The 16238-nt window shown below is 59.5% G+C and carries 16 protein-coding genes; 15 read left to right on the forward strand and 1 reads right to left on the reverse strand.

Going from position 1 to position 16238, the window contains the following annotated elements:
• Nucleotides 1-1192: MATE family efflux transporter (locus H6B10_RS05595; RefSeq protein WP_345941707.1), on the reverse strand; the 1192-nt coding region annotated here is incomplete at its 3' end.
• 181 nt (nt 1193-1373) lie between these two features.
• Here H6B10_RS05595 and H6B10_RS05600 point away from each other — a divergent pair.
• From H6B10_RS05600 to H6B10_RS05670, 15 genes are all read left to right on the forward strand, one after another.
• On the forward strand, nt 1374-2480 hold the full coding sequence (locus tag H6B10_RS05600) for an ABC transporter ATP-binding protein (RefSeq protein WP_204650571.1): 1107 nt from the start codon (nt 1374-1376) through the stop codon (nt 2478-2480).
• 27 nt (nt 2481-2507) lie between these two features.
• Complete coding sequence (locus H6B10_RS05605) at nt 2508-3398, forward strand: carbohydrate ABC transporter permease (RefSeq protein WP_204650573.1); 891 nt, start codon at nt 2508-2510, stop codon at nt 3396-3398.
• Nucleotides 3399-3412: 14 nt separating this feature from the next.
• Nucleotides 3413-4282 carry a carbohydrate ABC transporter permease gene (locus tag H6B10_RS05610; protein WP_204650575.1) on the forward strand — a complete coding sequence of 290 codons (870 nt, stop codon included), beginning with the start codon at nt 3413-3415 and terminating at the stop codon, nt 4280-4282.
• On the forward strand, nt 4279-5913 hold the full coding sequence (locus tag H6B10_RS05615; RefSeq protein ID WP_204650576.1) for an ABC transporter substrate-binding protein: 1635 nt from the start codon (nt 4279-4281) through the stop codon (nt 5911-5913). The genes H6B10_RS05610 and H6B10_RS05615 overlap by 4 nt, the downstream gene beginning before the upstream one ends.
• 71 nt (nt 5914-5984) lie before the next feature.
• Entirely contained in the window at nt 5985-6830 is an 846-nt protein-coding gene (locus H6B10_RS05620) for an LptM family lipoprotein (protein ID WP_204650577.1), read from the forward strand.
• Between the two features lie 112 nt (nt 6831-6942).
• Nucleotides 6943-7755, forward strand: a complete 813-nt coding sequence (locus H6B10_RS05625; protein WP_204650578.1) for an MBL fold metallo-hydrolase — start codon at nt 6943-6945, stop codon at nt 7753-7755.
• A gap of 11 nt (nt 7756-7766) precedes the next feature.
• On the forward strand, nt 7767-8111 hold the full coding sequence (locus tag H6B10_RS05630; protein ID WP_204650579.1) for an MmcQ/YjbR family DNA-binding protein: 345 nt from the start codon (nt 7767-7769) through the stop codon (nt 8109-8111).
• A gap of 144 nt (nt 8112-8255) precedes the next feature.
• On the forward strand, nt 8256-8846 hold the full coding sequence (locus H6B10_RS05635) for a TetR/AcrR family transcriptional regulator (protein ID WP_204650580.1): 591 nt from the start codon (nt 8256-8258) through the stop codon (nt 8844-8846).
• An 18-nt stretch (nt 8847-8864) separates the two neighbouring features.
• Nucleotides 8865-10415 carry a phytoene desaturase family protein gene (locus tag H6B10_RS05640; RefSeq protein WP_204650581.1) on the forward strand — a complete coding sequence of 517 codons (1551 nt, stop codon included), beginning with the start codon at nt 8865-8867 and terminating at the stop codon, nt 10413-10415.
• 1 nt (nt 10416) lies between these two features.
• Entirely contained in the window at nt 10417-11580 is a 1164-nt protein-coding gene (locus H6B10_RS05645) for a 2Fe-2S iron-sulfur cluster-binding protein (RefSeq protein ID WP_204650582.1), read from the forward strand.
• Between the two features lie 129 nt (nt 11581-11709).
• On the forward strand, nt 11710-12828 hold the full coding sequence (locus H6B10_RS05650; protein WP_204650584.1) for an SLC13 family permease: 1119 nt from the start codon (nt 11710-11712) through the stop codon (nt 12826-12828).
• 125 nt (nt 12829-12953) lie between these two features.
• Nucleotides 12954-13457, forward strand: a complete 504-nt coding sequence (locus tag H6B10_RS05655) for a sigma-70 family RNA polymerase sigma factor (protein WP_204650586.1) — start codon at nt 12954-12956, stop codon at nt 13455-13457.
• Nucleotide 13458: 1 nt separating this feature from the next.
• Entirely contained in the window at nt 13459-14043 is a 585-nt protein-coding gene (locus H6B10_RS05660) for a zf-HC2 domain-containing protein (RefSeq protein ID WP_204650588.1), read from the forward strand.
• The gene (locus H6B10_RS05665; RefSeq protein ID WP_204650590.1) at nt 14040-14822 is read left to right on the forward strand and encodes a hypothetical protein; all 783 of its coding nucleotides are present in this window, start codon (nt 14040-14042) and stop codon (nt 14820-14822) included. Before H6B10_RS05660 ends, H6B10_RS05665 begins: the two co-directional genes overlap by 4 nt.
• 230 nt (nt 14823-15052) lie before the next feature.
• Nucleotides 15053-16238: hypothetical protein (locus tag H6B10_RS05670; RefSeq protein ID WP_345941708.1), on the forward strand; the 1186-nt coding region annotated here is incomplete at its 3' end.

Here is a 16238-nt window from a genome sequence, read left to right on the forward strand (position 1 = left end):
CACACCATACAGCCAGCATGATGACCATAGGCACCACGGGGCGGCCCAGACCGCGCAGGATACCTGCACAGCAATGGCTGAAAGCCAGCAGACAGTAGAACAACGAAACGGTGCGCGCCTGCTGCACGCCGAAGGCGATCACATCCGGCTCGTGGTTGAAGGCGCCGATGAGCCAGGGGGCCAGCCCGAACATGGCAAAGCCCACACACTCCGCCAGCAGGGAGGAGGTGATAATGCCGAACCGCATACCGCGGCGCACCCGGTCCAGTTGGCCCGCGCCCACGTTCTGGCTTACGAAGGTGGCCAGCGCCATGGAGAAGCAGGTCACCGGCAGGAAGGCGAACCCTTCCACCTTGCTGTAAGCGCCGCAGCCGGCCATGGCCTGGGCACCGAAGGCGTTGATGTTGGCCTGCACGATCACATTGGCAACGGAAATCACCGAGTTCTGCACACCGGACGGCACACCCTGGGCGACTACGGCCCGCAGGGTGGCGGGATGGAACCGCACTTCCCGCCAGCGTACGCCGTAGGCTTCCTTGGTTAGGGTCAGCCGGCGGAAGGCCAGCACGGCACTGACCGTCTGGGACAGGATGGTGGCCAGGGCTGCGCCGCCCACGCCCATATGCAGCCCGGCAATGAACCACAGGTCCAGAATGACGTTGAGGATGGAAGCGGTGATCAGGTACCGCATGGGGCTGCGGCTGTCACCTACCGACTGCAGGATGCTGGCCCCCACATTGTACATGACCACCGACAGGGAACCCATGAAATACACCCGGAAATAGACGATGGAGTTGGGCAGCACTTCCTCGGGGGTATCCATCCAGCGCAGGATCTGGGGCGTCAGCAGCACGCCGATGACGCTCAGGGCCACACCGGCGGCCAGACCCAGGGCTACGGTGGTATGTACGTCCCGGCGCAGGGCGGTTTCGTCCTTGGCACCGAAATGCCGGGCCACCAGCACACCGGCACCCAGGCTGACACCGTTTACAAACCCGGTGAGCAGAAAGATCAGGCTGCCCGAAGAACCTACGGCGGCCAGGGCCTCGTCCCCCAGAAAGTTGCCCACGATCAGGGAGTCCACCGCGTTGTACAGCTGCTGGAACAGATTGCTGAAAAAGATGGGAATGGCAAACACAAGCATGCCTTTGGCAACGCTGCCGTTGGTCAGGGAAAGATTCTTTTGGAACACCGTTCCGATACACCTCTGCTTTTTTCGTCTTTTTTCTTTCTATCCTACGCGCCCGCCGTCCGGGTGTCAAGCGGCAGGCAGGGGAAAGGGCGGCCCCAAACTGCGGCACAAAGCCTTGTGAACCGGCTGAAAAGCTTGTATAATAAAGAATAAAACGCAAAGCACAGGGGAGATGTGGTGCATGAATATTCAACTGCAGGAACTGACAAAACGGTTCCCGGCCCGGGGCCGCAAAGCCCAGGGGGAAGTAACGGCGGTACAGGACCTGACCTTTGAAGTGCCGGACGGTATGCTGGTGGGACTACTGGGCCCCTCGGGCTGCGGCAAAAGTACAACGCTGAATATGATCTGCGGGCTGGAAACCCCTACCGCGGGCAAGATCCTGTTCGGCGGGGAGGATGTGACCAACCTGCCCCCTGAACTGCGGGGCGTGGGCATGGTATTCCAGAACTATGCCCTGTACCCCCACCTGACGGTGCTGCAGAATATCACCTTCCCGCTGGAAAACCTGAAAGGCGCCCAGAAACTGACCAAAGCCGAGATGCGCCGCCGTGCCCTGGAAGCGGCAGCCCTGGTGCAGATTGAGGAACTGCTGGACCGCAAGCCGAAGGAACTTTCCGGCGGGCAGCAGCAGCGTGTGGCCATTGCCCGGGCGCTGGTCAAGATGCCCAAGGTGCTGCTGCTGGACGAGCCCCTTTCCAACCTGGACGCCCGGCTGCGCCTGCAGACCCGGGAAGAGATCTGTAAGATCCAGAAAAAGACCGGCATTACCACCCTCTTCGTTACCCACGACCAGGAGGAGGCCATGAGCATCTCGGACCGCATCGTGGTCATGAAGGATGGTCTGCTGATGCAGGAGGGCGCCCCCCAGCAGGTCTACGACAATCCGGCCAACCTGTTTGTGGCCAAATTCCTGGGCACGCCGCCCATCAATGTGTTTGAAGGGGAAGTCCGCGGCGGCCGGCTGCTGCTGGCCGGGCAGGACGTGCTCCCCGTACCCGGCGCGCCGGACGGCAGCGTCTGGTGCGGCATCCGGCCGGAAGGCTTTACGCCCGACCCGGCAGGCCCGGTGGTCTGCGGCCTTTCCCGGGTGGAGGTACTGGGCCGGGATGTAAGCATCGTCTGCACCCATCCCGCCGGCACGGCGGACACCCTGCGGGCCATTGTCAACGCCCGCAGCGATGTGACTTCCGCCGACGGTACCGTGCGCTTTGCCCTGCACCCGGACAAGGTGTTCCTGTTTGACCGCAGCACCGAAACGCGCATCCGTTTCGGCACCCAGGGCTGACCGCCCCGAAGGGAGGAAAAATCGTCCGTGAATCGTAATTCCCATAAGGCGTGGCTCTACCTGCTGCCGTCCCTGGTGCTGCTGGGGGCGTTCCTGGTCTACCCGCTTATTGATGTGCTGATCTACTCGGTGGAGGAGGGGTTCAACTTCGCCTCCCAGACCTACCTGGGGGTGGGCCTGTACAATTACAGCTATGTGCTCCATGACCCCTACTTCCTGCAGGCGGTGGAAAACACCTTTGTGCTGGTCATCATCACGGTGCCCATCTCCACCGGGCTGGCGCTGCTCATCTCGGCGGGACTCAGTTCCATCAAACCCCTGCGCAAACTGTATCAGACCGTTTATTTTCTGCCTTACGTCACCAATACCCTGGCCGTGGGTCTGGTGTTCATGGTGCTTTTCCAAAAGACCGAATACACCGACGGTCTGGTGAACCTGATGCTGGCCTGGTTCGGCGCCGGGCCCATCGACTTCATCAACGGTCCCCACTGGGCCAAGATGTTCGTGCTCTGCTTTTACACCATCTGGGTGGTCATGCCTTTTAAGATTCTGGTGCTTACCGGGGCGCTGGCCTCGGTCAACCCCGACTACTACAAGGCCGCCCGGGTGGACGGTACTTCCCGGCGGCGCATCTTTTTCCGCATCACGCTGCCGCTCATCTCCCCCATGATCGTCTACCTGGTCATTACCGGTTTTATCGGGGCGTTCAAGGCCTACAGCGATGCGGTGGCTCTTTTCGGCACCGACCTGAACGCCGCTGGCATGAACACCATCGTGGGCTATGTGTATGATATGCTCTACGGCGACAGCGGCGGCTACCCGTCCTATGCGTCGGCGGCAGCCATCATCCTGTTTGTCATTGTGCTGACCATCACCTGCATCAACCTGCTGGTCACCCGCCGGCAGCTGCAGCGGTAAGGGAGGAAATCATCATGCAAACGGAATTTGAATCCCAACGCCGCGCCGCCAGCCGCAAAGCCGGGCTGCGCAAGGCGCTGACCTACCTGGGCCTGAGTGTGTGGGCCGTGGTGGTGCTGTTCCCCTTCTACTGGATGGTGCTTACCTCGCTGAAAAGCTACGGCGCCTACAACTCGGAACATACGCCCCAGTTCTTTACCCTTTCTCCCACGCTGGAAAACTACCGGGAAGCCTTTACCGCCGTGCCTTTGGGCGGTTATCTGCTCAATACCCTGATTTTCTCCCTCATCACCACCGCCGCCATGGTGGTGGTCAGTACGCTGGCGGCCTACGCCTTTGCCCGGCTGGAATTCCGGGGCAAAAACCTGCTTTTCGGCGCCTTTTTGTCCCTGATGATGATCCCCAGCGAACTGGTGGTCATCACCAACTATGTGACCATCACCAATCTGGACCTGCGCAACACCTTCACCGGCCTGATCCTGCCCTCCATCACTTCGATCTTTTATATCTATCTGCTGAAGGAGAGCTTTGAACAGGTACCCGATGAACTGTACCGGGCGGCCAAGGTGGACGGTACCTCGGACCTGAAATACCTGTGGAAAGTCATGATCCCCATCTGCCGCCCCACCATCGTCACGGTGACCATCCTCAAACTGATCGAATGCTGGAACTCCTATGTCTGGCCCCGCCTGGTCACCGACGACCAGGCCTACTTCCTGGTGTCCAACGGCATCCAGCAGATCCGGGAGGAAGGCTTCGGCCGTGAGAACATCCCCGCCATGATGGCCGCCGTGGTGGTCATCTCGGTGCCGCTGGTGGCGCTGTTCCTGGCGTTCCGCAGCAAAATCATGGAGGGCGCGTCCCGGGGAGGCATCAAAGGATGAAAAAGTTGGCATCTTTGTGCGCTGCCGCCCTGCTTGTGGGCACGCTGGCGCTTTCCGGCTGCCATGGCCGCCGGGAACAGGCAGCTTTTGCCGTGCCGGAATCCTTCGATACCTCCCGCCAGTATGAGGTGGTGTTCTGGGCCAAGAACGATACCAACAAGACCCAGACCGACATCTACAAACAGGCCATCGAGGATTTCCAGCAATTGTACCCCAACATCACGGTGACCATGCGGCTGTACACCAACTACGGTGACATCTACAACGATGTGATCACCAACATCTCCACGGGGACCACCCCCAACGTCTGCATTACCTACCCGGACCATATTGCCACCTACCTGACGGGCGACAACGTGGTGGTGCCGCTGGATGAACTGTTTGCGGACGAACGGTACGGCTTGGGCGGCAGCAAATTGCTGTACGAAGGCCCCACCCAGGCAGAAATCGTGCCCCAGTTCCTGGACGAATGCCGGCTGGGCGGCACCTACTACGCCATTCCCTATATGCGCTCCACCGAGGCCTGCTACATCAACAAGGACTTTGTGGAAGCCCTGGGGTATGAAGTGCCCGATGTGCTCACCTGGGACTTTATCTGGGAAGTGTCCGAGGCGGCGGCTGCCACCAAGGGCGCCGACGGCATCTACAGCCTCAACGGCCAGAAGGTGCTGATTCCCTTCCTGTATAAGTCCACCGACAATATGATGATCCAGATGCTGCGCCAGAAGGGGGCAGGATATTCCACCCAGACCGGGGATATCCAGTTGTTCAACGACACCACTACCGGGCTGCTGCTGGACATTGCGGATCATACGGCCAAAGGGGCGTTCTCGACTTTCAAGATCTCCGGTTACCCGGCCAACTTCCTCAACGCCGGGCAGTGTGTGTTTGCGGTGGACTCCACCGCCGGTTCCACCTGGATGGGCTGCGATGCCCCCCTGATGGATATTGCCGCCGACGAGGTGGTGGACTTTGACACCGAAGTGCGGATGGTTCCCCAGTTTGACCCCGAAAATCCCCAGATGATCTCCCAGGGGCCTTCCATCTGTATCTTTAATAAGGAGGACCCCCAGGAGGTGCTGGCTTCCTGGCTGTTTGCCCAGTACCTGCTCACCGATGAGGTGCAGATCGCCTATTCCCAGACCGAAGGCTATGTGCCGGTGACCACCCGGGCCCAGAACGATGCGGGCTACCAGGATTACCTGAGCCGGGCAGGGGAGGACAACGACACCCATTACGCCGTCAAGCTGCAGGCAGTGCAGCTGCTGCTGGACCACCTGGACGATACCTTTGTAACGGCTGTGTTCAACGGTTCCGCCTCCCTGCGGGATGCGGCGGGCCAGCTGATCGAGGACGTGACCAAATCGGTGCGGCGCAACCAGATGGTGGACGAACAAACGATTCAGACCCTTTACAGCGATACCCGGTCCTTGTACCATCTGGACGCGGTTTCCCCCTCCGGGGGCAAGGCGGACCTGGGCCCGCTGCCCGGTACCGCGGTGGCACTTCTGGCGGGACTGGGCATTGCCTGGGTGCTGATTTTTGCTTACCTGGCCCGGCAGGGGCTGAAAAAGCGCCGCCGCCGCATGCAGAGCACTGCCAACACCCCGGAAAACCGTGAAAAAGGTTGATTTTCCGCGTGGCTGCGGTATAATAGACAGGAAGATCACGACCGACCGTGATCTGCAAGGAGGATAAGAATATGAAAAAGATTTTGTCTGTGCTGCTGGCACTGAGCATGGCCTGCTCTCTGGCCGCCTGCGCGGGCGGCAGCTCTTCCAGCGAGGCTTCTTCCGAAGCGACCTCTGAGGCCGTTTCCAGCGAAGCCGCCGCTACCGAGGAAGAAGCTGTTCCTGCCGAGCAGGACGCACCCCAGCTGGATGCCGTTGCTTCCGGCGAGGTGATGAACTACGACCAGTACATGGCTGCAGACCTGGACACCAAGGTGACCATCCAGGCTTATGTGCAGGCCAAGCAGTCCTGGTGGGAGGATAAGGCTACCGTTTACCTGCAGGATCAGGACGGCGGCTACTTCGCCTACGATATGGCCTGCTCTGAGGAAGACTACGAAAAGCTGACCGAAGGCACCTGCATCCGCGTGACCGGCTACAAGACCGAGTGGAGCGGTGAGGTCGAGATCATGGACGGCACCTTTGAGTTCGTGGACGGCGCTGACACCTTCGTGTCCATGCCGCTGGACGTGACCGAGCTGCTGGGCACCGATGAACTCATCTACAGCCAGAACCAGCGCGTGGCCTTCAAGGGCCTGACCGTGGCTCCTTCCACTGTGGAAGGTTCCGATGAGGAGTACGCCTTCCTGTACAACTGGGACGGCTCCGGTGAGGACGGCGACGACCTGTACTTCAATGTTTCCTACAACGGCGAAACCTACACCTTCACCGTGGAAAGCTACCTCTGCGACAACACCACCGAGGTCTACAATGCCGTGAAGAATCTGCAGATCGGCCAGACCATCGACGCCGAGGGCTTCCTCTACTGGTACGAGGGCGTCAACCCCCACATCACTTCGGTCACCGTTACCGGCTGATCGGCGCGTCATTACAACCCTTCGGGCGGCACAGCTTCGGCTGTGCCGCTTTTGCGTTTGCCGGCCCCCTGTGCTATACTGGAATTGACCAAACCGACAGGAGGGTACCGCCATGCGCATCATTACCTTGATCGAAAACACCCCCGGCGCACCGGGCTGTGTTCATGAACACGGCCTGAGCCTGTATGTGGAAACCGCCCGCCACACCCTGCTTATGGACACCGGCGCCACCGGCGCTTTTGCGGACAATGCTGCCGCCCTGGGGCTGGATCTGTCCCGGGTGGATACGGTGGTGCTCAGCCACGGCCACTATGACCATGCGGGCGGTCTTTTGCGGCTGGTGGAACTGGCACCCCATGCCCAGATTTATATGCAGCGGGGCGCCGGGCGGGATTTCTACCACGGGGACCGGTATATCGGTATCGACAAGGCCATTCTGGACCTGCCCAACCTGCATCTGCTGGACGGGGACTGCCGCCTGGACGAGGAACTGTTCCTGTTTGCGGGCATCACGGGGCGGCGGTTCTGGCCCCGCAGCAACCTGGAATTGCGCACCACCGCCCCGGACGGCACCCCGGTTCAGGATGATTTCTCCCACGAACAATGCCTGGTCATTGCCCAGGAGGGCAAACACATTCTGCTCTCCGGCTGTGCCCATAACGGCATCCTCAACATTCTGGACCGCTACCGGCAGTTGTTCGGCGCTGACCCGGATGTGGCTGTCAGCGGCTTCCACATGAAGCAGGCGGACCCCTATACGCCGGAAGAGTGGGCTGTTATTGACGATACCGCCCGGGAACTGGCCCAATACCACACCCGGTTCTATACCGGCCACTGCACCGGCAAGCCCGCCCAGGAACGGCTGCTGGCTAGGATGGGGGACCAGCTGCATCCGCTGCACAGCGGTCTGCCGCTGGACCTGTAAGGGGGCGTTCCATGGACCGCCGTGAAGCCGTTGCCCTCTGCCTGGAACTGCCCGATGCCTGGGAGGATTACCCTTTCCATGACCCCAACTGGACGGTCATGCGCCACAAGAGCAACCAGAAATCCTTTGCCATGATTTTTGAACACCAGGGCAGGCTCTGGATCAATGTGAAAGCGGAACCCGCCTGGGGCGATTTCTGGAAAAGTACCTACCCGGCGGTGGTGCCTGCCTACCACATGAACAAACGCCACTGGATCGGCGTGATCCTGGACGGCAGCATGACCCGGGACCAGGTGTTCCAGCTGATTGCCGAAAGTTACGCCCTTACCGCGCCCAAACGTCCTAAACAAATATGATATTGCCCCGGCATCCTCTGCCGGGGATTTTTGTTGTAAAAAATACCTGAAAATTGCACGAATGAGCAAATATTTTGTTGCTTTTTTCTACAGCTGTGCTACAATGAAAACATAAAATAACAGATGTTACAAAAAGGAGGGGCTATGCCGAGAACCAAACAGATCGAAAAGCAGGATATTCTGGGCGCTGCGGCGGAGGTCGTCCGGCAAAAAGGGGAGCAGGCGCTGACGGTGCGCAACATTGCCGCGCAGCTGGGCTGTTCCACCCAGCCCCTTTACTACGAGTTTGCCAACATTGACCAGCTGCGTGCGGAACTGCTGCCCTATGTGCGGGAACACTATCTGCAGTTCCGGTGCAGCAACTATAAAGCCTTCGGGCGTCATTTTCTCAACTTTGCCCGGCAGGAAAAAGAACTGTTCCGGTTTGTTTACCTGCGCCGCCGCAATCCCGGCGAAACGCTGCTGGACGATGTGAACTGTGAGGAAACGGTCCGTCTTTTGGCCAAAAACCTGGAAATGCCCGCCCAGACCGCCCGTGCCATGCACCGGCAGATGCAGTTCCGCTGTTACGGACTGGGTGTCATGCTGGCTACCTGTTACTGCGAGATGACCCAGGAGGAGATCGAACGGGAACTGACCGAGTTTTACTGTATGATCCTGCGCCATTACAAAGGCATTACCGATGACGCCCAGCTGCAATACTGGCTGGAGCGTTCCCGCAATCTGATCCAGTGATCCATCAAGGAGGTTTGTATGCAACAACAAGACGCAAAACGCTATGACGTGGTGGTCATCGGCGCCGGCAACGGCGGTCTGACGGCTGCGATCCGGGTACTGCAGGGTGGCTATTCCTGCCTGCTGCTGGAAAAACACAATCTGCCCGGCGGCTTTGCCACCAGCTTCAAGCGGGGCCGCTTTGAATTTGAGGCCAGCCTGCACGAGTTGAATGACTTCGGTGCGCCCGATGCCCCCGGCGATATCCGCACCCTGTTCCGTGACCTGGGCGTGGAGGATAAGATCGACTGGGTGCGCATCCCCGAAGCCTACCATATGATTACCACCGATAAAAAATACGACTGCACCATGCCTTTTGGTGTGCAGGCTTTCATTGATAAAATGGAGGAGTATGTCCCCGGTTCCCGCCCCTCCATGACCGCCTTCTTTGAACTGTGCGAGGAAGTGCGTGCCGCCCAGGCCTACTCCAACTCGGTCAACGGCAACACCGATTCCGGGTATATGAAAACCAACTTCCCCAACTTCGTCAAGGCGGGCAGCTATTCGGTCAACCAGGTGCTGGAAGCCCTCAAGATGCCTCCCGCTGCCCGGGATATCCTCAATGCCTACTGGTGCTACCTGGGCGTGGACTGCGACCGCATGAGCTTTTTGCATTACGGTTCCATGGTCATCCGCTATATCACCCGGGATGCCTGGATGCCCAAAATGCGCTCCCATGAGATTAGCCTGGCCATGGATACCCGCATCCGGGAACTGGGCGGCGATATCTGGTATCACTCCGAGGCGGAGCGCATCCTGACCGATGATACCAATGCCATCTGCGGCGTGCGCCTGGCTGACGGCACCGTGATCGAAACCCGTCACGTCATCGCCAACTGCTCGCCCCACCTGGTGTTCGGCAAAATGCTGGAGGAAAAATCCGTCACCGAAGCCCAGGTCCGGGCCACCAACGCCCGCACCTTTGCGGGCCGCGGCTTTACCCTCTTCCTGGGACTGAACAAATCCGCCCAGGAACTGGGCATCAAGAGCCACAACTATTTCATCTACGACACCGCCGACTCGGTCAAGCAGTATGACCTGATGCGCAAGGTGGCCACCAACCATGTGCAGGCCACCGTCTGCCTGAACAACGCCTATCCCGAATGTTCGCCGGAAGGCACCTGCATGATGTACTTTACCACCATGTTCATGTCCGACGACTGGGGCAACGTTACCGAGACCGATTACTTCAAAGCCAAAGACCGCATTGCCGAGGATATGATCACGGTCTTTGAGCGGGAGACCGGCTGCAAGATCCGCGACGCCATCGAAGAGATCGCCGTGGCTTCGCCCACCACCTATGCCCGGTACTGCGGCCATCCCGAGGGCGTGATCTACGGCTACGAAGCCGCCGACTGGGATGCCCTGATGCCCCGCTTGATGATGATGAAAGAGGATGCCGCCCTGCACCCCGGCCTGCGCTTTGCGGGCGGATACGCCATGCGTTCCAGCGGCTATTCCAGTGCCTATGTGTCGGGGGATATTTCCGGCCGGCAGACCGTGGGCGATCTCAAGAAGGAGGCGCAGTGATATGAAATTTCAAAAACAGATCTTCGGATTTATGGATATGCTCCGCTTCAAGCAGCTGGTGCCCAACCGCCGCAAGGCGCTGGCCTCCGGCGCCGACACCCCGCTGCCCAAACGGTACCGGGTCAATGAGCTGGCCAAGGCCCTGCACCCCGGCCGCATGCAGGTGGAAGTCACCGCTCTGCGTCCTTTGACCGACCGCATGACCGAACTGACCTTCCGCCGTGTGGACGGGGATGCTTTCCCCTTCTTCCGGGCCGGGCAGTATGTGTCCCTGCAGGGCACGGTGGAAGGCAGCGTGGTCAGCCGTCCTTACTCCATCTCTTCCAGCCCCCGGGAAGCCCTGGAAAACAAGCTGACCCTGGGTGTGGAAAACGCCGGTTTCTTCTCGGAGTATCTCAACCGGCAGGTCAAGGTGGGGGATCGCTTCCTGATGACCGAACCCGCCGGTGAATTCCACTACGAAACACTGCGGGACCAAAAGCAGATCGTCTGTGTGGCGGGCGGCAGCGGCATCACGCCCTTCCTGTCCATGGCCAAAAGCCGCAAAGAAGGGGACGAATCCTATGAGATGATCCTTTTCTACGGCGCCCGGGACGAAGCTCACCTGGCCTACAAGGCTGAACTGGATGCCCTGGCCGCCGAGGGGGCGGTCAAGGTGGTCTATGTGCTCAGCGATGAGACACGCGAAGGCTACGAACATGGATTTGTCTCGGCCGAACTGATGGCAAAGTACGCTGACTTGCAGAAGGTGACTTTCTTCCTCTGCGGCCCGGCGGCGATGTATGCCTTTATTGCCAAGGAACTGGCACCGCTGCATCTGCCCGTCAAGGCGGTGCGCAAGGACGCCACCTGCTGCGGCAACCGTACGGTGGAAAACCCCCGCACCTTTACCCTGACCGTCCACATCCGGGATAAAGTGTATACCGTGCCCGCCCGGGAGGACGAAACCCTGCTGGCCGCTATGGAACGTGCCGGCATCCAGGCACCCAACAAGTGCCGGGCCGGCGGCTGCGGCTACTGCCACAGCAAGTGGCTGGGCGGCGAGTTCGTGGTGGCCGAAGGCCGGGACGGCCGCCGGGCAGCGGACCGGAAATTCGGTTTTGTGCATCCCTGCGTGACCTACCCCCAGGCAGATATGGAGATCGACGTACCCCCCGCAGAATAATACTTTCCCTCCTTCCGCCCGTCGGGCCTTTGTGCCCGGCGGGTCGTTTTGTGTAAAATGAGAATTGACACCACGGCTTCACCTTTTCTATAATACCGTAGGAAATTGGAGGAAAAGGGGAATCAAAAAATGAAAAGCGGATTGGGGCAGCGGTGCGCTGCCTTTTTCAAAAGTGAAACGGTACTGTGTATTGCGGCGGTGCTGGCGGTGGTATCCATGGTGTTCAACCCGCCGGGCCCTGCCTACGCCGGGTATATCGACTGGGAAACACTGGCCATGCTGTTCAGCCTGATGGCAGTGATGAAAGGGTTCCAGAAAGCCGGGCTGTTCATCTGGCTGGGCAACTGCCTGCTGCGCCGTACCGACACCACCCGCAAAATGCTGTTTGTGCTGGTGTTTCTGCCTTTTGTGTGCAGTATGGTCATTACCAACGATGTTTCGCTGATTACCTTTGTGCCTTTCGCGCTGGTGGTGCTGCACATGGCCGGGCAGGACTGGCTGGTGGTGCCGCTGGTGGTACTGCAAACGGTGGCGGCCAACCTGGGCAGTATGCTTACCCCCATGGGCAACCCCCAGAACCTGTATCTGTATACCCGTTCCGGTATGAGTTTTCTGGAACTGGTGGGGCTGATGCTGCCCTATGCGGCGCTTTCGGCCATCTGCCTGGCATTGCTGATTCTGCGGTGTGACTCGGTGCCCGTACAGGCGGCCCCGGTGCAAAGCAAACTGGCGCCGCCCCAAACACTGGCGGTGTACGGTGCAGGCTTTGTTCTTTGCCTGCTGGCGATCTTTGATCTGGTGCCCCCGCTGGCGGTGGCGGCTGTGGTAGCCGTGGTGCTGCTGTTCTATGACCGGGGCGTGCTGGCCAAGGTGGATTATTCCCTGCTGGGAACCTTTATTGCCTTCTTTGTCTTTATCGGCAACCTGGGCAGCGTGGCCTGGTTCAAGGACTTCATTGCCACGGTGCTGGAAGGCCATGTGGTGCTTGTTTCGGTGCTGGCCAGCCAGGTCATCAGCAATGTGCCCGCGGCACTGCTGCTTTCCGGCTTTACCAACGACTGGCAGGGCCTGCTCATCGGCTGCAATCTGGGCGGTCTGGGCACCCTCATTGCCTCCATGGCCAGCCTGATCTCCTACAAAATGGTGGCACAGAACAGCCCCGAACGCCGCAACACCTACCTTGTCTGGTTCACGGTGTGCAACGTGGGTATGCTGGCATTGCTGCTGCTTCTGAACTGGATACTGTAAAACACAAATTCCCGGACCTGCTGGCCCGGGAATTTTTTTGCAAAAGGGTGTAACATCGGCGCGCCCTTTGTCACTGATAGAATGTAAGGCGCCTGAAATCCCACCGAAAGGAGGCGGACCCGCCCGTGAAGCTGCCGGAACTGGAAACGCTGTACACCCTGTACCGCGCCGACCTTTACCGCTACTTGTGCCACCTGACCCGCGATACGGCCGAAGCCGAGGACCTGCTCAGCGAAACCTTCCTGCGTGCGCTGCGGCGGCTGCCGACTTTCCGGGGAGATTGCGCGGTAAAAACCTGGCTCTTCGGCATTGCCCGCAACATCTGGCTGGAAAGCCTGCGCAAACGGCGGGACATCGTCAGTCTGGATGACCCCGAAGCCATGCTGGAGCGATGTCTGGGGCAGGATACCCTGGCCGAAGTCACCGACGCCCGGCGCGCCCTGGAACGGGTGCGGCAGGCCCTTGGGGAAATGAATCCCCGGGCCCGGCAGGTGGTAGAACTGCGGGCGCAGGGGTATTCCTACACCGAAATCGCCCAGCAACTGCAAATTACCGAATCTTCGGCGCGGGTAGTGGAACACCGCACGCGCGCCGCATTGCAACAAATTCTGCAAAAGGAGGGGTACTGATATGTCCGAACCGAAAAAAATCCATGAGCCCCCCGTGGCGCTGCCCTGTGAAATCTGCCGGGACCTGCTGCCCCTGGTACAGGACGGTGTCGCCAGCCAAGAGAGTGAAGCGGCTGTCCGTGCCCACCTGCAGACCTGTGAAGCCTGCCGGGCCCTCTGGCCCGAAGCAGGGGAGAGCAGCACCCCTGCGCCGCTGCCCGATGACGAGAAAGTGGTACGCAAGCTGCGGGACCGGATCAACGGCTGGCTTGTGCTGTTTATTGCCCTCGGGCTCATCTGGGGAATGGCCAGCAGCCGCAGCAACGTGGCCAGCGGACTGCTTTTTGTGCTGATTTTTCCCTTCGTCAGCGGGTTTACCTACTGGATGGGAGGTCGGGTCTGGCGAGTGATACCGCCGTTGGCTGCGGTGCTCTGGGCGGTGTTCAATCTGGTGGATACCCGCCGATACTTTGTGCCGGAAACCAGCGGTACCGTCGCCTGGATCGTTTCTGCCCTGGTGGGGGCTGCCGTCGTGGCGGTGCTCTGCCTGATCGGCACGCTGGCTGCCGCTTTGCTCAAATATGCCTTTGGAGGAAAGACAAAATGAAAACCAAGACCAAAAAACGCCTGGCCGGTGCGGCGGGCATCCTGATCATTCTGGGGTTGCTGTTGGCAGTGGATGGCTTCACCGGGGACCCCCTGAGCCGTGCCTGGGCCCAGTGGCGTGCGCTGCACCGGGCCGAAACCCTCTACCCGGACCAGGAATTTTATGTGGCATCCAGCTACAGCGGGCAGTTTTTTAACTATGGGGTCACGGTGCAGTCTGCGACCAGCACCGATACCCGCTTTGATGTAACCACCGATTTTTGGCTTTTTACCGAGGACCGGGCCGGGGAACAGGTGGAAAACCGCTGGAACACCTGCTACCGTATGGGGGAGGAGGGCGCCGACGAAATTGCGAAAATCCTCGCCCGGGAGGCCCCCGGACTGGAACTGGCGGGCGTCTATGGCGCTGAGATGCGCACGGTGGAACTGGATCTGGCCTGGGAGCCGGATGGGGAAGGGGCGGGCCGTTCCCACCCCGAGAAAACACCGGAACTGTTCCCGCTGGATGGGGCCTTCGATATGTCTATTTTGCAAAAGGTGCCCAGCCGCTTGTGCCTGCAGGTGAACTGGACCGGCACTCCCACCCAGCAGGATCTGGATACCGTGCTGCAAACCCTCAAGCAGGCGATGGAGGCAAACGGCCTGCCGGTGACCTACTATGACGTCCACTTGGTACCCATGTATTCCCTGGAGGAATACGACCGCCGCTACAGCAGCCGCGAAAACTACCTGAACGAGGTGCTGGAGTCCGGCCCTGTTTCTGCCGATACAATTGTCTGAATATTGCTTTTGCCCCGGTTTTACCGGGGCTTTTTGTCTGTCAGTAGGCGATTTATACAAAAAATAGTAAATAAACTGTGCACTCTATCCATTTCGATTGGTATGTATTCGTGCTATAATAAAAAAATAGTGAAAATCGGCCTTTTGCCTGTTGCAGGGCGAAAGTCGGTGGGAAGATTCCCCGCGGGGGCGCTTTATCCCGCTTTTGTATAGCAAAGAGGAGGAAACTTATGAAAAAACGTTTGCTCAGCGTACTGCTGGCTTTGTCGGTCCTGATGGGATCGATGCCGGTCTACGCGCTGGAACAGGAACCGGCCCCGGTTGTCGCTGGTATGGCGGAGGAAATCGCCACCAACGAGAACGCGGCCCCCGACACGGAAGCGGACCAGGCGCAGGATGCCCCCGCTGAGGAAGAACCCCAGGAGGAGCCTTCCGCCGACCTGCCGGCGGAAGAAGTGGTGACCGAGGAGATCACGGTGGATACTTCCGCCGCCGACCTGCCCGATAACGACGAGCTGTTTGCCCTCTATCTGCAGCAGCAGATGTACCCGGGCAGTGTGCCGTCCCAACTGGCAAACTGGGGCCAGGCCGAAAACGTTCTGAATGCGGACGAACTGGCGGTGTACAATACCCTCAAGGACTACATTGGTAAAGTGGCCCGGGGCGAGGTTTCCAGCACCCAGAATATTGCATTGCCGTTTGAACATACCTGGACCTATGAGGAATTGGGCGTTGCCGGCCCGGACGACACCAGCCTGTCCACCAAGCTGTGGAACGCTGTGCAGCAAGTGCTGGATCTTTCCAAAATTGTGGATTGCCTGCTGGTGGACTGCCCGGCGGAACTCTACTGGTTCGACAAAACCCAGGGCTACACCACTCCCTACAGTTACAGCCCCGGTGCAACTTCGGTGACCGTTAAAAACTTTTCCGCCAGACTGGCTGTTGCCGAGGCTTACGGTACCGGCAATCCCTATGAGGTAGACACCGCCAAAACCGGGGCCACGAAAGCAGCCCTGGAAAAGGCCCAGTCCATCGTGGATGCCAACACCGGCAAAACTACCTATGAAAAACTGCTGGTCTACAAGAATGAAATCTGTGCCCTGACCGGGTATAACGATGCCGCGGCGGCCGACGACACCACCCCCTACGGTGATCCTTGGCAGCTGATCTATGTCTTTGACGGGAACCCCGATACCACTGTTGTCTGCGAGGGGTATGCCAAGGCGTTCCAGTATCTGTGCGACCTTTCCGGTATCGATTGCTACACCGTCAACGGTATGATGGCAGGTGGCACCGGTGCTGGCGGCCACATGTGGAACATTGTGCCACTGGATGGCCAGAATTACCTGGTGGACGTGACCAACTGCGACGAGGGTACCGTCGGCAGCCCTGACCAGCTCTTTTTGGCCGGTACTG

It is taken from the genome of Gemmiger formicilis, assembly GCF_016901605.1.
Classification (GTDB): domain Bacteria; phylum Bacillota; class Clostridia; order Oscillospirales; family Ruminococcaceae; genus Gemmiger; species Gemmiger formicilis_B.

What these genes read in the sequence shown, in the direction of transcription:
- H6B10_RS05615 (WP_204650576.1), top strand. Translation starts at nt 4,279, where the DNA reads ATGAAAAAGTTGGCATCTTTGTGCGCTGCCGCCCTGCTTGTGGGCACG.
- H6B10_RS05630 (WP_204650579.1), top strand. Translation starts at nt 7,767, where the DNA reads ATGGACCGCCGTGAAGCCGTTGCCCTCTGCCTGGAACTGCCCGATGCC.
- H6B10_RS05665 (WP_204650590.1), top strand. Translation starts at nt 14,040, where the DNA reads ATGAAAACCAAGACCAAAAAACGCCTGGCCGGTGCGGCGGGCATCCTG.
- H6B10_RS05660 (WP_204650588.1), top strand. Translation starts at nt 13,459, where the DNA reads ATGTCCGAACCGAAAAAAATCCATGAGCCCCCCGTGGCGCTGCCCTGT.
- H6B10_RS05640 (WP_204650581.1), top strand. Translation starts at nt 8,865, where the DNA reads ATGCAACAACAAGACGCAAAACGCTATGACGTGGTGGTCATCGGCGCC.
- H6B10_RS05650 (WP_204650584.1), top strand. Translation starts at nt 11,710, where the DNA reads ATGAAAAGCGGATTGGGGCAGCGGTGCGCTGCCTTTTTCAAAAGTGAA.
- H6B10_RS05645 (WP_204650582.1), top strand. Translation starts at nt 10,417, where the DNA reads ATGAAATTTCAAAAACAGATCTTCGGATTTATGGATATGCTCCGCTTC.
- H6B10_RS05625 (WP_204650578.1), top strand. Translation starts at nt 6,943, where the DNA reads ATGCGCATCATTACCTTGATCGAAAACACCCCCGGCGCACCGGGCTGT.
- H6B10_RS05620 (WP_204650577.1), top strand. Translation starts at nt 5,985, where the DNA reads ATGAAAAAGATTTTGTCTGTGCTGCTGGCACTGAGCATGGCCTGCTCT.
- H6B10_RS05600 (WP_204650571.1), top strand. Translation starts at nt 1,374, where the DNA reads ATGAATATTCAACTGCAGGAACTGACAAAACGGTTCCCGGCCCGGGGC.
- H6B10_RS05610 (WP_204650575.1), top strand. Translation starts at nt 3,413, where the DNA reads ATGCAAACGGAATTTGAATCCCAACGCCGCGCCGCCAGCCGCAAAGCC.
- H6B10_RS05635 (WP_204650580.1), top strand. Translation starts at nt 8,256, where the DNA reads ATGCCGAGAACCAAACAGATCGAAAAGCAGGATATTCTGGGCGCTGCG.